This window comes from uncultured Methanobrevibacter sp. (assembly GCF_947169325.1).
Lineage (GTDB): Archaea > Methanobacteriota > Methanobacteria > Methanobacteriales > Methanobacteriaceae > Methanocatella.
Window position 1 is genome coordinate 1 of the sequence record NZ_CAMVPN010000061.1, and the last position, 16,148, is coordinate 16,148.

13 protein-coding genes are annotated in these 16,148 nt (G+C 37.8%); 10 read left to right on the forward strand and 3 right to left on the reverse strand.

What is annotated here, in order from left to right; translation table 11 throughout:
- Positions 1–248: 248 nt before the first annotated feature.
- The 9 genes from Q0W26_RS08665 (at position 249) to Q0W26_RS08705 (ending at position 11,499) form a co-directional block, all read left to right on the forward strand.
- Positions 249–1,229 (forward strand): radical SAM protein, encoded by a 981-nt coding sequence (locus Q0W26_RS08665; protein WP_298523975.1) that lies wholly within the window; start codon positions 249–251, stop codon positions 1,227–1,229.
- A gap of 22 nt (positions 1,230–1,251) precedes the next feature.
- Complete coding sequence (locus tag Q0W26_RS08670) at positions 1,252–3,516, forward strand: hypothetical protein (protein ID WP_298523978.1); 2,265 nt, start codon at positions 1,252–1,254, stop codon at positions 3,514–3,516.
- Positions 3,517–3,641: 125 nt separating this feature from the next.
- Complete coding sequence (gene gatB, locus Q0W26_RS08675; RefSeq protein ID WP_298523981.1) at positions 3,642–4,994, forward strand: Asp-tRNA(Asn)/Glu-tRNA(Gln) amidotransferase subunit GatB; 1,353 nt, start codon at positions 3,642–3,644, stop codon at positions 4,992–4,994.
- A 9-nt stretch (positions 4,995–5,003) separates the two neighbouring features.
- A complete protein-coding gene (locus Q0W26_RS08680; RefSeq protein ID WP_298523984.1) occupies positions 5,004–5,807 on the forward strand; it encodes a CBS domain-containing protein in 804 nt (267 codons plus the stop codon).
- 2 nt (positions 5,808–5,809) lie between these two features.
- Entirely contained in the window at positions 5,810–6,100 is a 291-nt protein-coding gene (gene hisE, locus Q0W26_RS08685) for a phosphoribosyl-ATP diphosphatase (RefSeq protein WP_298523987.1), read from the forward strand.
- Between the two features lie 17 nt (positions 6,101–6,117).
- Complete coding sequence (locus tag Q0W26_RS08690; protein ID WP_298523990.1) at positions 6,118–6,885, forward strand: ABC transporter permease; 768 nt, start codon at positions 6,118–6,120, stop codon at positions 6,883–6,885.
- Positions 6,886–6,898: 13 nt separating this feature from the next.
- Entirely contained in the window at positions 6,899–8,389 is a 1,491-nt protein-coding gene (locus tag Q0W26_RS08695; RefSeq protein ID WP_298523993.1) for an ATP-binding cassette domain-containing protein, read from the forward strand.
- Positions 8,390–8,397: 8 nt separating this feature from the next.
- Complete coding sequence (locus Q0W26_RS08700; protein WP_298523996.1) at positions 8,398–8,910, forward strand: hypothetical protein; 513 nt, start codon at positions 8,398–8,400, stop codon at positions 8,908–8,910.
- A gap of 15 nt (positions 8,911–8,925) precedes the next feature.
- The gene (locus Q0W26_RS08705; protein WP_298523999.1) at positions 8,926–11,499 is read left to right on the forward strand and encodes a CDP-glycerol glycerophosphotransferase family protein; all 2,574 of its coding nucleotides are present in this window, start codon (positions 8,926–8,928) and stop codon (positions 11,497–11,499) included.
- Here the strand turns inward: Q0W26_RS08705 and Q0W26_RS08710 are convergent.
- Both Q0W26_RS08710 and larB read right to left on the reverse strand, forming a co-directional pair.
- Positions 11,489–12,049: a GNAT family N-acetyltransferase gene (locus tag Q0W26_RS08710; protein WP_298524002.1), complete on the reverse strand. Its 561-nt coding sequence runs from the start codon at positions 12,047–12,049 to the stop codon at positions 11,489–11,491. The genes Q0W26_RS08705 and Q0W26_RS08710 overlap by 11 nt on opposite strands.
- Positions 12,039–12,812 (reverse strand): nickel pincer cofactor biosynthesis protein LarB, encoded by a 774-nt coding sequence (gene larB / locus Q0W26_RS08715; protein WP_298524005.1) that lies wholly within the window; start codon positions 12,810–12,812, stop codon positions 12,039–12,041. The genes Q0W26_RS08710 and larB overlap by 11 nt, the downstream gene beginning before the upstream one ends.
- Before the next feature lie 52 nt (positions 12,813–12,864).
- Between larB and hypF the strand changes: the two genes are divergently transcribed.
- Positions 12,865–15,105, forward strand: a complete 2,241-nt coding sequence (hypF, locus tag Q0W26_RS08720) for a carbamoyltransferase HypF (protein ID WP_298524008.1) — start codon at positions 12,865–12,867, stop codon at positions 15,103–15,105.
- 55 nt (positions 15,106–15,160) lie between these two features.
- Here hypF and Q0W26_RS08725 read toward each other — a convergent pair whose 3' ends face one another.
- A complete protein-coding gene (locus tag Q0W26_RS08725; protein WP_298524011.1) occupies positions 15,161–15,727 on the reverse strand; it encodes an ArsR family transcriptional regulator in 567 nt (188 codons plus the stop codon).
- Positions 15,728–16,148: the final 421 nt, after the last annotated feature.

Genomic DNA, 16,148 nt, shown 5'->3' on the forward strand with positions numbered 1-16,148 from the left:
CCTGTGACCAATCGGTTAACAGCCGAACGCTCTACCTACTGAGCTACGACGGCATATGAACACCCATCGCACTTAACCAAATAAAACCCATGTTTAAAAATCAAAAGACTTTAAACAGTAATTATAACTATTAATTTATTACTATATAAACCTTTTGGTATTTTGCAATTTTAACAAAAAAATTGGCAAAATCTATAATTAATATTTAACGAACTAATATATAAACTTTAAGAAACTTATATTAAAATATGGATTTGGACATATTCGACTTGATTAAAAAAGCCAATAAAACAACATTGGACAAACATGGAAATCTGATTACTCTTGAAAGAGCAGTATTCCTGTCATGGTGGTGCGATAAGGGAGATTGCGCATTCTGTTACATGTCAACACAAAAAGAAAAAATCAAAGACCCTTCAAAAGCCAGAAGAAACGTAAGCAACATCTATGCCGAAGCCGAGATGTGCAAACGCCTTGACTGGAATATAGAATTTTTATCAGGAGGATATGAATCATTCACCACACAGGAAATCAAGGAGATTGCCACCACAATAAAGGACATTACCGGAGATGGAGTTTGGTTGAATACAGGAATAACAGATGAACTGGACGAATTCAGCTCAGAAATCAAAGGGATAACAGGTGCTGTCGAAGTGGCCAATCCGGAAATCCACAAAAGGGTTTGCCCTTCCAAAAAACTGGAAGACATCAGCAGCATGCTGGATACGGCAAATGATTTGGGATTCAAAAAGGCAATCACAATAATACTGGGTCTTGGGGAGACCTTGGATGACACTGACTACATAATAGACTACATTAAAGATCATAAAATCGACAGAGTAATATTCTATTCACTGAATCCGCATAAAGAAACCATCTATGCAGACTCCTCGCAGCCTGCATCGCTTTATTATGCCCATGTCGTGGCAAAAGTCAGACTGGCTTTCCCGGACATTGAAATAATCTGCGGAACATGGATTGACAATCTGGCAAACATCGGAATTTTAATTTTAAGCGGAGCAAACGGAATAACCAAATTCCCGCTTTTCAAAATGTTTGGAACAAAATACGGAAAGCGTGTTGAAGAGGAAGTAAAATGGGCAGGAAGAGATTTGAAGGGCACATTTACCGACAAGAACATGTTGGGTCCGCAAAAAAGTGAAGTTTCACCCGAACTGGACAAGTTCATTAAGCGATACGTTAAGGAATCATTAAAAAACAAATATTAATTTACACAAGGGAAGAGTTCATATGAGTAAAAACAGCAGTTTTCTGGATGATGAATTTTTTATAATTGACAGCACCAACCTTGATTCAACCAAAAGCACATTCTACGGATACACCATTCAAAACAATGACATCATCCGGCAATCAACATTTAATTCCGACGATGAGCTGAATGGAACCGGCGCATATGTCCTTGTTAATGTCGAAGATGAGGAAATATCCATCCATCAGGACAATATGGGCTGTTATGGATTGTATGAATATAAATGCGGAGATTATTTTGCAATATCCAATTCCTTTCTAAAATTGGTTGAATATTTATATAAGACAACATATCCCATTTCATTTAATGAAGACTTTGCAAACCATTACATTTCTTCAGGAATAACCCCTGAAATACCTGACGAAACACTGGTAAACGAAATAAAGATTCTTCCAAGAAACGTCATAGTCCATATAAATAAAAGCGACAAAAGCATGACCTATGAGGAATTGGATTTTAAAGAAGGCACTGTTTCAATTGATTCAGAGGAAGGAATGGCCCTTTTGGATAAATGGTACTTCAGATGGGCAGGACTAATCAGGCATTTGAGAAATGAGACAAACTTCATTACCATAGACATAAGCGGAGGATTCGATTCCAGAATCGTTTCGGCATTATGGCTATCAGCCAACATCAATTTAAACGATATACTGATTTATTCTTCAGAAACCGGCACAAAAAGATTCATGGAGGATTATGAGATTGCAAGTGAAATAGCCGGTCATTTCGATTTCAAGCTAAATAAGAAAAGGCCGATAAGAACAGTGCCTTTGGAACTGACTGATTCCTTGAATCGGCCATCCTATGTCGAATTGGGATTCCATAAGCACAGGGTTCATCCTACAATAACATACGGGCTTCCCCACTATAGGATTTCAGGACATTGCGGAGGTTTGGTCAGAAACCACCCAAACTTGACACTTGAAGAATATGTTGAAAGCATTTTAGAGCGCTCCAAAAAGATAGACAACACCACATATGAATCCACAAAAAGACTGTTGGATTCAAAAATTGACGAATTCTGCGCCAGATATGACATCGACAAAACTTCAAATGGAACCGCTTCACTATATTACAGGGACATCAGAAACAGGCACCATTTCGGAAAGGAATGGATTGATTCATATCTGTACAATAAGATTACATTAGCTCCCCTAAGCGATCCTGACTTATCAAAGCTAAAGGCAAACACTGAAGAGTGTGAAGATGACCTGCTTCTCTTTTCAGTCATATTCTTAAGATATTGTCCTGATTTGCTGAATTTCAAAATCGAGGGCGAACGTGAAATCAAAAAAGAAACAATAGAGCATGCGGCCAAAATAAATGAAAGATATCCATTTGAGCCTAAAGATTTCAAATACATCGAGGGGCCGGAAACAGACAGGACAATCAACAACAAAAAGAAATTCCACACCTCAGATGAGATTAAAAAAATATTTTCAGACATATTCCTTTCACAGAACTTCGTCAAGGAATTCGAAAAGTATTACAGTCCGAAAGTGTATGACAGATTTAGGATGAGGCTTAAAAACAGGAAGGATTTCCCTCTTGAAGACGTTTATGCATCCATAGACATATTAAAAATACGGGACTACGTAAAGATAAACAACACCATAAACCAGGACTCCTACGGAGACTGGCTCAATTCATATGATGCAATCGAATCCGTCAATGACGAGCTGAAAATCGAAGGAAACAATCTTAAAATGGATAAATTATTGGAAAAATACCATACCTTAAGAATTGACGTTAAAAACATCGGCATGGACACCAATGATTTGGAAATCGTTGAAAAATCCGATAAATACTGCACAGAAACCACACCGGAATGGTTTGGCAAATCAAAGGGAATCGGACATGTGCTTAAAACATCACAACCATACTTTGACATTAAATTTAGAGCCATCAATGACGGTCTGTTCAACATCCGCCTTAGGGGAAGTGACGTAAAGGATAGAAACGGCAAGAAATTCCCGGTATTTATAGACTGCAAGAAAGTGGAAATCGATGGCGAAAGCGTATTGGAAGACAACCTGCTTGTCTGCCATGAAGATCCCTATTCCTTTGAAAAGGAAGTCAGTGACGGAGACATAATATCCATACACATCGAATGGCTTCCGTTCAATAGCCAGTCCGTTTACAGAACCGAGGAATTGGATATGCTGAGACATACCGTGGAGACTGAAATCTTCAATTTCGACAATCTGGTTAAGCGAAGCAAGGAAGTTCTTAAAAAAGAAAAATAATTTCATGGCAAATAATACTTAATATAATCCATTTTTTGAAAATCTTTATAAATCCCATAAAATAAATATTATTATAATATAAAAATTACCTAATTGGAGGAATTATTATTAGTGACGATGTCGATATGATGTGTGGACTTGAAATCCACGTACAACTAGAAACCGAATCAAAATTATTCTGTGACTGTCCTACAAATTATCAGGACGCACCTGCAAATACAAACATCTGTCCAGTTTGTTTAAACCAGCCTGGTGCAAAACCACATCCTACAAATGAAAAAGCATTGGAAAATGCGTTAATGATTGCATTAATGTTAAACTGTGAAATTGACCAAGGAGTAACCTACTTCATGAGAAAGCACTACGACTACCCTGACTTGCCTTCAGGATACCAAAGAACCTCCGTGCCTATCGGAATCAAAGGTGAATTGAATGGAATTAGAATAAGGGAAATTCACGTCGAAGAGGACCCTGGCCAATACAAACCTGACAGAGGAACCGTAAACTTCAACCGTTCAGGAATTCCACTGGTTGAAATTGTTACCGAACCGGACATAAAATCTCCTGAAGAAGCAAGAAACTTCTTGAAAGAGCTTATCAGAGTTTTACAATACAGTGGTGGAGCTCGTGGTGAAGGTACAATGAGAGCCGACGTTAACATCTCAATCAATGGTGGAAACAGAGTTGAAATGAAAAACGTAAACTCCATCAAAGGTGCATACAGAGCATTGATTTTTGAACGCAACAGGCAAAAAAGAAACCTGGAAAGAGGAGTTGAAACCAAACAGGAAACCCGTGCATATGTTGAAAGTCAGATGATTACCACAGCAATGAGATTGAAAGAAGATGCTGACGATTACAGATTCATTACAGATCCTGACCTGCCACCTATGCAAATTTCAGATGAAACCATTCAGAAAGTCTTAGACACCATGCCTGAAGCTCCTCACAACAAGGTAAAAAGATTCGTTAGCGATTATAACATTGATGAAGAAACCGCAAAGGTTTTAACCTCAGAACTTGATTTGGCTATCGCATATGAAGAGGTCGTCGAAGAAATCGACCCGATATTTGCAGCCAAATGGATGAGGGATGAACTCAAGAGGGTTTTAACCTACAACAAAATGGATTTCGCAGATAGTGAAATCAGCGTTGAAAGCCTCGTTGAATTATTCAACATGATTCAATCCAAGGAAATTACCGTAAAAGCAGGACAAAGAATCATCGAGCAAATGCCGAATAACGAAAAATCCCCTAAAGCAATTGCTGAAGAGTTAGGATTAGTAGGTATTGTCAAAGATGATGAAATCCTGGCTGCGGTAAAACAGGCAATTGAAGAAAATCCTAAAGCCGTAGATGACTATCTTGGCGGACAAAAAGCTTCAATCAACTTCCTCGTAGGTCAAGTAATGAGACTGACACGCGGAAAAGCCGACCCTGGAGAGACCGTTAAGCTATTAAAAGAAAACATAGAATAGGTGTTGAACATGGCTGGAAAGAAATCTTTCGTTAAGGATTACATGACTGAAAACGTAATTAGTGTTGCTCCAGATACTAAAACGGAAGAAGTCATTGATTTAATGAAAAAAAGTCATCACAACAGTTATCCAGTAGTCAAAGACAACAAACTAGTCGGAATGGTTACAGCTTTTGATATCGTTGCTAAAAAAAGGACAGAAACCGTAGACGGAATAATGACCACAAGCCTAGTTGTTGCAGACCAGAACTTATCAATCAATGATGCTTCACGCGTAATGTTTAGAAGAGGAATCTCAAGAATGCCAGTTGTAGATGAAAACGGGCATCTAGTGGGAATCATTACAAATACAGATATGGTCAGGTCCCATATTGAAAGGTCCACTCCAAACAAAGTCGAATACTTCAAAAAGACTTTGGAACAGCTATACGGCATCCACACTACCTTAAAGCATATGGAAGTCGAAACCAATAAATTAAGACCTACACAGGACAGGGTTTATGCGGATGAACTTGAAGGTAGAGCCTACGAATTAGAAAAAGGATTGGCAGAACCTGCAATCGTGGTCAAAACCGGAGACAGATGGATATTGGTTGACGGACACCACAGAGCAGTTGCATCATCCCAAAGAGGATATGAAACTGTTGACTCATATGTAATTGATCTGGGCCAGGACATCAAATTAGGAATGGAAAAAACAGCAGACAGAGCTGGAATCAAAACATTCGACGACATTGAAATCATTGATGATGACAAACATCCTTTAATTGCACTTACCGAAAGCCTGCAAGACCAGGAAGGTAAAGGAGATTAAATATGGCGGATGATAAAATCATAAGGGAAGTTTATGAAGTCCTGGAATCCAGAAGGGACAATCCTATCGACTCATACACTTCAAACATCATGCAGGACAGCGACAAAAAAGCTGAAGACAAGATACTCGAAAAGATTGCTGAAGAAGCAGGAGAAGTATTGATAGCTGCAAAGAATGATGAGAACTTGGTTTATGAGTCCGTCGATTTGATTTTTCACACATTACTTATCTTAGCATACAAAGGCGTTGAAATCGATGAAATATTCGATGAATTCGCAAGAAGAAGAAAATAATTGACTGGGTTTGAACAATGTTTGACACATATTCCGAAAAAAAGTTTTTGCTGAAACAACTTGTTAAAAGGGATTTAACCTCAAAATACAAGGATTCCGTATTGGGTATAGCCTGGAGTTTCCTCAATCCCTTATTGATTATGCTTGTTTTCACTGCAATCTTTTCAATGCTGTTCGGACGTCAGATTGAAAATTATCCTGTTTACTTCCTATCCGGAAGGGTTATTTATGACTTTTACAAATCCGCAACACAGGGCGCAATGAAATCCATTAAAGGAAATGCAGCCATTCTTAAAAAGATTTATGTACCGAAATACATGTTTACCGTGAGTAAGATTTGCTATGAGTTCATAAATTTCCTGATATCCTTTATAATTTTATTTGTGGTAATGTTAGTTACCGGAGCTTCCTTCCATTGGACAGCCATATTGGCAGTCATCCCACTATTCTTATTAATAGTGCTAATATTCGGAATAGGATTGATATTGGCAGTGTGCAACACTTATTTTACCGATGTGCAGCATTTGTATAGCGTATTTTCCTTAATTTTAATGTACGCTTCAGGGCTCTTTTATCCGATGGAAATCGTTCCTGTGACAGTGCAGAAAATATTTACATTGAATCCAATTTACTGTGCAATCACTGCATTCAGGGAATGCGTAGTATATGGGCTGTTTCCGGACATGAGCTCAATGGCTTATCTGGCAACATTTGCATTTGCAACATTCTTAATTGGAATAATCTTATTTAACATGTACAATAAAAAATTGACTTTAGAGCTATAGAATAGGTTTTATTATGAGTTTGATGGAAAAATTGAAAAGAATTTTCAGAAAAAACAAGGAAATACAGATTCAACCAAAGGAAGTGCCTATTTTAGACTGCCCTGCAAAATATGAAGACATGACAATATTCGCACCAACAAAGATTGTCCATGAAAATGACGGAAGCATATTTTACATTGAAGTTCGTGACAAAAACAATGATCCAATAACCGATGAAACAATAAAAGTGAAATATGAGGACGTTGAGCGCGAATTTAAAACCAATGCAACTGGAATAGCCAAATGGGATATTGATTTGCCAAAAAATGTCTATCCACTTAAAATTCAATTTCCAAACGGAAAATACTCACAGGTCATTGAAAGCAGAATAACAGTTAAAAAACCGCGCAAAAAAGCTAAAACTGAAACTGAAAGCAAACCTAAGAAGACCGATGAACGTGATGAAAAATACACATGGATATATGCGCCAAACATGAAGATGTACATAAACAATGAAGGACAGTACTATGTACGATTACGGGATCGCGATTACAAGCCTATTGAAGGTAAAAAGATATTGATTACAATAAACAATAAAACTCACGAATGCATGACCGACGAAGAGGGATTCGCCAGAACAAAAATTGAGAATCTCCCTGCAGGAAGATATAAAGTAACAAGCGAATTTGAAGGAGATTCCGACTTTAATGCAATTAAAAAAGAATCCGTATTGGACATGATTGTCAGAGACATTGACAAGGAGGTCATTATTGAAGTAGACCACCTGACAATGGAATTCAAGGTCACTAAAGATAAAATTGATACATTAAAGGAATTCATAATCAGGACTCTTAAAAGAAATAAGGAGACCCATGAAAAGATAAGAATTCTCGATGACATCTCATTTAAAGTCTATAAGGGGGACAAATTAGGAATTCTCGGATTCAACGGTGCCGGGAAAAGTACCCTTTTGAAAATAATGTCTGGAATTTATGAGCCTACATCCGGATCAATCAAAGCCTATGGAAAGATTGCACCACTATTGGAGCTTGGTGCCGGTTTTGATAAGAATTATACTGGAAAAAACAACATTTTCCTTAATGGGTCATTGCTAAGCATTGATGAAAAAGTAATTAAAGAGAAATATGATGAGATTGTAGAGTTTTCAGAACTTGGCGACTTCATCAATTATCCGATTAAGAACTATTCATCAGGTATGCGTACAAAGCTTGGATTTTCAATTGCAACCCTCATCAATCCGGATATTTTAATCATTGACGAAATATTGTCCGTTGGAGACATCAAGTTCAAGAAAAAAAGTGCTGAAAAAATCGATTCCATGATGAAGGATGGAGTGACAGTGCTTTTGGTAACCCACTCAATCTCACAAATGAAAAGAATATGCGATACCTGCATCTGGCTTGAAAACGGAAAGATCAAAATGTATGGAGAAGCCGAAGAAGTGTGCAAGGCATATGTGAAAGGAGCGAAAAAAGATTACAACAAATCTAAAAAGAAAAAATAGGTAATAAAATGGATAAACGATGGATTTATATTTTAATCATAATTATTGTTGGAACATCATGTTTGTATCTGATTGCCGAATCCTCCACAACAATCGGAAAGGCAACGGTTAAGGTGAACAGTTACCTGGTTACCGTTCCGGATTCATTCAACATCCACTCTACAGGAACCCATTATGCTCATTTAATCAACAGGGACACTCAGGAAAGAATATTTATCGAGGATTTGGGCAAGGGAGACTTTATCAACAAGAATATGAGTGGAAGAATGGCAGATATTGAGGCAAGCGGAGAGAATGAGGATATAGAAAACATTACTGTTAATATAGGCAACACTTCCCTTCCAACCATATATTATAAGGACATCAACGGCACATTCAATCAGATATCCTATATAATAAAATACAATCATACGTTTTACATCAAAAGCAGCCATTTCCATGACAACAGTACAATAAAAGATAATGTAAAAGTTATTATTGATAGTTTAACTCCTAACTATAAGCAAAAACAAGAAGACTGAACATGGATGGAAATTATGGATAATGTCAAATTTTCAATTATTATTTTAGCATATAATGCTGAATCATCGATTAGAAAATCGATAAAATCCATTATCAGACAGTCCCTGGATTTCAATAAGAATACTGAAATCATATTAATCAATGACGGAAGCAAGGATAGAACCGGCGAAATATGTGAAAAATACGCATCACTCTATCCTGAAAACATCACATACATTTCAAAAAAGTATGAAGGAAAGGGAGTCAGCAGAAATCTGGGTCTTGAACATGCCAAAGGGGATTATGTAGCTTTTTTGGATGCTGAAGATTACATTTCATCAAATACATTGAAGCGTGTTCTTGCCGTTTTTGAGAAAAACAAAAACATTGACATCACCACAATCAAATCAAAGCTTTTCGAATCTTCCCTCAATGAAGACATATTAAAATCAAAATATAGCACAACAAGGGTAATTGACCTGATTAAAAATCCTGAATTCTTTCAATTACAAGCCCTGTCCTGCTTTTTTAAAAGGAATTCCATTAAGGATGTGCAATTTTCAAAACGGGTAAATCTTTTTGAGGACATTGCATTTGTCAATGAGCTTTTGTTGGACAATCCAAAGATTGGAATTTGCAGCAACTGCAATTATTACATCAGGTCTCCAAACGATAAAATGACATTATTGAACTTTATTCCTAACCTGAATGATTTGAATACATCAAGATATTCATTCAATAGTACGATTGAGAAAAGTCTGGAGATTTATGGCCGTCTTCCTATTTTCATCCAAAATACCATGCTGTTTTATTTCAATGAGCTGATTTTGAATGAAACCCTTAACGAAAAGCTGAATCAGACTGAAATCAAAACTCTGAATGAGAAAATAAAGGAGATTATGGAATACATCGATGAAGAAAACATCTATAGCCACCCTCATCTCGACAACAGAATAAAGACATTCCTCCTGTATTTGAAAAACGACTATTCATATCCTAAAAAAGACCAGATTAGATTAACAAAATCATTGAAATTGGACACGGTTCTCATTGATATATACGAGATAATCGATGATGATCTCTATGTCCTTGCAAACATCAACTCCATCTCTGCGGATGAAAAGGTGGATGTGTATGTCAACGGCGAAAAAATCGAAACAAGAGTGGTTGAGTTTCCTCAAAGGGAAAAGTACTATCTCAATGAAAGGTATCTGGTAAACCATACTTTCGAATTCAACCTCAAACTGGATGAATGCAAAACATATGACATCGAATTCAAATCAACCTTAAGTTCCCATCTTCATGTTGACTTTTCAAGGCCGTGCAACTTCTCAAAAGTCATCGGATATGCCAAAACCAAAAAATACTTGAGCGTTCTTGACAATGACAAAATAAGAATAGAAAAGAAAAGGAACTTATCATGGATTAAGAAAGAAATAAAAACCCTTGGAAGAATGCTTAAAAACAGGTCTCCCGGATTTGAAACCGCAATTCCAATAAGGCTGATTTACTTTTTATTGTATCCTTTTTACAGGAACAAGAGAATATGGTTTTACATGGATTTCCCTACAATAGCTGATGACAACGGAATGCATCTTTTCAGATATTCAATTAACCAAAACGAAAAGGGAGTCAAGAAGTACTTCATTATAGACAAGAACACTCCCGACTACAAAAAGATGAAAAAGATCGGACCTGTAATTGGCTACCATTCAATCAAGCACAGGATCTTGGGACTCTTCAGTGAAAAAATCATCACATCACATCCCGACAACAACTACATCTACGCATTCTGGGGACATTACCCTAACTTTGCAGGCCTTTTGAAATCAAGCACACTGTTTCTGCAGCATGGAATAACCCTTAACAACATTTCAGGGTGGCTGAACAAATATGACAAAAACCTTGATTTTCTCCTGACTGCCTCAAAAAAGGAACATGAATCCCTGTTCAAATATTATTACAATTATGATGCGGATATTATCCATCTGTTGGGATTTCCAAGATTTGACAACCTGAAAGACGAAAAGACAAAGACAATTCTGCTGATGCCGTCCTGGAGAAGATACCTTACCAAGGAAAACAAGTATACGATAAGTAATTCATCCTTCTTTAGAACCTACAATTCCCTCATCAACAATGAAAGGCTGCTTGAAAAGGTTAAGGAAAAAGGTTATGAAATAATATTCAGGCCACATCCTCACGTTTACCAATTCATTGATCTGTTTGATGACAATGACATCATAAAAATAGACTATGAGCGAGGAAGCTATCAGGAACTGTTTAAAAAAGGAGCATTATTGGTTACCGATTATTCCTCTGTCGCATTTGATTTTGCCTACCTTAAAAAGCCAGTACTGTACTACCAATACGGGGAAGACTATCATTTCAATCTGGAAGAAAGCTACTTTGACTATGACACAATGGGCTTCGGTGAGGTATGCAGAAGCGAAGACGAACTGATTGACATGATTGAAAGCTACATTGACAACGATTGCGAAATGAAGGAAAAGCATAAGCAAAACGTTGAGGACTACTTCACATTTACAGACCAGAACAACTGCAGGAGAGTCCACGAAGCAATTTTAAGGATTCCACCTAGAGATTAAATTCCATATTATACATTCCGCGCTCGAAACTTCCGATTTTAACCCTCTTTTTATTGAACACTTCAAAACCTAATGATTCATAAAGCCTTTTGGCACCATGATTTCTAAAATCAGCATCAAGAATAACTCTGGAGTAGTTTTTGGACCTTGCATAATCTATCACGTCAATCACGACCTTCCGTCCCAATCCTTTGCCCCTTTGGGATTCGTCGATTGCGACTTCAGCAAGGTAGAGGTCATTTTCCCCAATGTCGCACAATACGAAATGGTCAAGGATATCCACAAGATACAACCTCAAGGACTTCCAATAAAACTTATGGCCATCATCATGCAGATAGATGCTGACATAGCCTATGATATTTCGCTCATCATCTAGAATGACCTTATAGAAGCTATTCAAATCCTTTTTAGACAAATATCTTGAAATGGCATCGATGGCAGCTTTATCTGATTTGAAAAACATGTCAAAAGTCCGGTAATCCACATCGTAAACAAGTTTAGCAACCTGCCTGACGTCGTGAATTTCAGGATTGAAAGTCTCATAAATCAAACTGATCACTGTTTACAATTGATAATGCAAAAACACCTGCTCCAAAACCGTTGTCTATATTGACGACAGCGATTCCCGGAGCGCATGATTGAAGCATTGCGTCCAGAGCCACCCTTCCGCCTTCTCCAACACCATATCCCACTGAGGTTGGAACTCCAATGACGGGAACATCAACAAGGCCTGCAACGACTGAAGGAAGGGCCCCTTCCATTCCTGCACATACGATGAATGCACGAACTCCTTCCCTTACCATATGGGCAATTTGCGGAAACAGCCTGTGAATTCCTGCAACGCCAATGTCATATGAAGTGATGGCCTCGCATCCTCCTTCCTCAACGATGACACGTGCCTCTTCTGCAATATTGATGTCTGAAGTGCCTGCAGTAATGATTCCTATTTTTGCAATTTTCTGCCTGTCTTTCAATTCCTTTCGAATGACCAGTATCTGTGCCCTTTTGTTGTAATCGAAAATGAATGAGCTTTCACCCAAATCGCTGATGATTTTTTCATGCCTTTGCGGGCTCAATTTTGTTATAATCAAATCCCCATCATTATTTTCAAGATATTTCCTGATTATCAAAAGCAAATCCTCATAATCCTTGCTCGGTGAGAATACCGCTTCGGGAAAGCCCGCACGGTTGCTTCGATTATTATCAAATTTGGCAATATCGTCGAATTCCAAAATGGTATTGGCCTTTAAGAGGTTTTCTGCCTCCTGGACATTAATCTTGCCCTCAACTAATTTTTCAAGAATATCTTTCATATTACTAATTAGGATAAAATTTTATATAAAATTTAACTTAAATAATATATTTATGAAAGCCAGAAAGATTTTGACACAGGGCATTGTCCAGGGAGTAGGTTTTAGGCCTTATGTATACAGACTCGCCTGCGATTTAAATCTGAAAGGACATGTCAGAAACCTTGGAAATGTCGTTGAAATCATAATAGAAGGCGAAAATACAGATTTGTTTATTGAAAGATTACCTGATGAACTTCCGCCGATAGCCAAAATTAATTCCATGAGCGTTGAAGACATCGACATGGAAGGTTATGAGAATTTTGAAATCATCGAAAGCGGAGATTCCTATTCAGGAATTAGTGTGATACCTCCGGACATTGCAATCTGTGACAAATGCCTTGAAGAGATAAGAGATCCTGCTGACAGGCGCTTTAAATATCCTTTCAATGCATGCACTGACTGCGGACCCAGGTTTACAGTTATTGAAAGCGTTCCCTATGACAGAATCAGAACTTCAATGGATGAGTTTCCGCTATGTGACGATTGTCTGGTGGAGTATAGGGAACCTCTCAACAGAAGATATCACGGTGAGGCCATTTGCTGCGGCGAATGCGGTCCTAAGATGGCGTTTTATGAAGGTGGAAATGAAATAAGCAGTGAAAATCCAATAAAATTGGGCGCCGACATTTTAAAGGAAGGCAAAATACTGGCCATCAAGGGGATTGGTGGAACTCACCTTGTCGTCGATGCATACAATGACGATGCAATAAAGGAGCTGAGAGCCCGTTTGAACCGTCCGAACCAGGCATTCGCTGTGATGAGCAAAGATCTGGAATCCGTTCAAAATTATGCGCAGCTATCCGAAAAAGAGGTAAGGACAATAACATCCAACAAGCGTCCGATTGTTATTTTAAAAAAGAATGATGATTATCCTTTCCCTGAAAGCCTATCACCGGGCCTCCACAACATTGGAGTGATGCTGCCTTATTCCCCTATGCATTATCTGCTTTTCGATGAGGGAGACATTGACACATATGTAATGACTTCGGCAAACATTCCCGGAGAGCCGATGATGATTGAAAACGGCGAAATCATCAACGGAGTCAATGATTACTCTTTAGTCCATAACCGCAGGATTCTAAACAGATGCGACGATTCAGTCATAAGATTCAGAAACAATGAACTTTCATTCATCAGAAGGTCACGTGGTTACACCCCGGAACCATATACAATAAATTACGATGTCAATGATGCGAATGTCCTTGCATTAGGCCCTGAGCTTGATGTGACATTCTCAATTGCCAAGGACAATATCGTCTATCCTTCACAGCATATAGGAAACACCAACAAACCGAAGACACTGGAATTCCTGCGCCAGGCAATTGAAAACATGGAAAGGATTACTAAAATCAATGAATTCGACATTATCGCCTGCGATATGCACCCTCATTTTTTCACAACCCGCCTAGCACATGAACTGGCCGAAAAATATGATGCCAGGGTCCTGCCAGTCCAGCACCATCATGCCCACTCAATTGCTCTTGCAAATGACCATTCAATAGATGAGATGATTGTCATTGCCGCTGACGGAGTGGGATATGGAAGCGACGGCACAAGCTGGGGAGGCGAAATACTCTACACCGACATCAGCGGTTTTGAAAGGATGGCTCACCTGCAGAGCCAACTGATGCCCGGAGGAGATGTGGCGACAAGATATCCTGCAAGGATGCTTGCAAGCATCCTAAATGACGAAGAGATGATTAAACCTTATTCCAGTTATTTCAAATACGGCGAAAAGGAAATCGGCATGATATTCAAGCAGATTGAATCCGGTTTGAATGTTGGAAGCACAACCAGTACCGGAAGAGTATTGGATTCCATGGCGGTTGCACTTGAAGTTGCGCATGAGAGAACATACGAAGGGGAATGTTCAATGAAACTCGAATCCTGCGCATATTACTCAACAAAGGATTTGGAAATACCCTACATTATCGAAAACGATACACTGAACACCACTGAAATCCTGAAAAGCGTTGTCAGACTGTATCGGAATGGAGAAAAAAAGGCTGATGTTGCATGTGCAGGTCAAAATGCTGTTGCAAGAGGTCTGGCAGAGCTTGCAGTTCGCGCAGCCGATAAAAAGAACATTCAAAATATTGGAGCAACCGGAGGAGTGTTCTACAATGAAGCGATTACAAACGCCGTTAAAAATCATGTTGCTGAAAACGGTTATAGCTTCATCCAGCACACAAACACCTGCGCCGGAGACGGATCAGTTTCCCTCGGACAGGCAATAATAGCTAAAAAAATGTAAAAAAAGATGGTTTAAAATCATTTAAACCATAATTAATGACCACTAAAGACTAATTTTATCTGTTACTTAAAGTTCTCTCAAGGATATATTCAGCCCTTTCCTTAAGATTGCCGTATAATCTTATCTGATTTTTCAGCTCATCTATGGCTTCAAGCTGACCTGCATCTATCCTCTTTTCAATATCCAAAAGCTTGGACCATTCGTCACCTGAAGGCAGCTGCAATGTATTGAGAATATCTTCAGACATGTTAACGTCAAACGTGTTCCTGTTGATGGTAATGTGGATATTGACCTCGTTCTGCAAATCGTAATATTTTCTAGGACGTCCCCTCAATATTTTCTTGTAGGAAGAGTTCAGAATACCTATTTCCTCCATAGCACGCAGATGCTCTATGATGGCCTTTTGACCAATGTCCAGTTCATTGGATATCTCACTAACGAACATTGGCTCTTCCCTTAAAAGGTTAATAATGTCCCTTCTAGTTTTACAACCCATTACATCAAGAATATCTTCCTTATCAATGTCTCCTAAATGGTCGTTGTAACTTCCTCTAATTTCAATGTGGCCATTAGAAGAATTGACATTTCTCTTATTTTTTTGAATGTCATTTGAATTAGTCATGATTATAGATTATATTTTCACTATTATATAATATTATGTTTTTATTACAACATGTAAGAAAAGTTTTATTTTTGATTATTCGAACTTAAATTCAAAATTAAAAAATACAATTCAATATTGAATTAAATAAAATGATAAACTTAAGCCTAAAGATAAACTGAAAATCAACACAGGACATATTAATAAACAAACACTTTAGAATTAGAATAACATCGAGTAACAAAAACTAAAAATATCGAAAACTTTATATAACTTTTTGTTACTATAATAATGTAAGAGAAAGATAACTTTTTGTTACTTTAATATTTGGTTTCGAAAAACTTGAAGTAATAACTCAGATTTGATGAACCATTTTCCTATATGTCCATAAATTCCCAAAAACCAATATTAAAGAACTAAAAGTCCAAATTCTCGGTGCAGA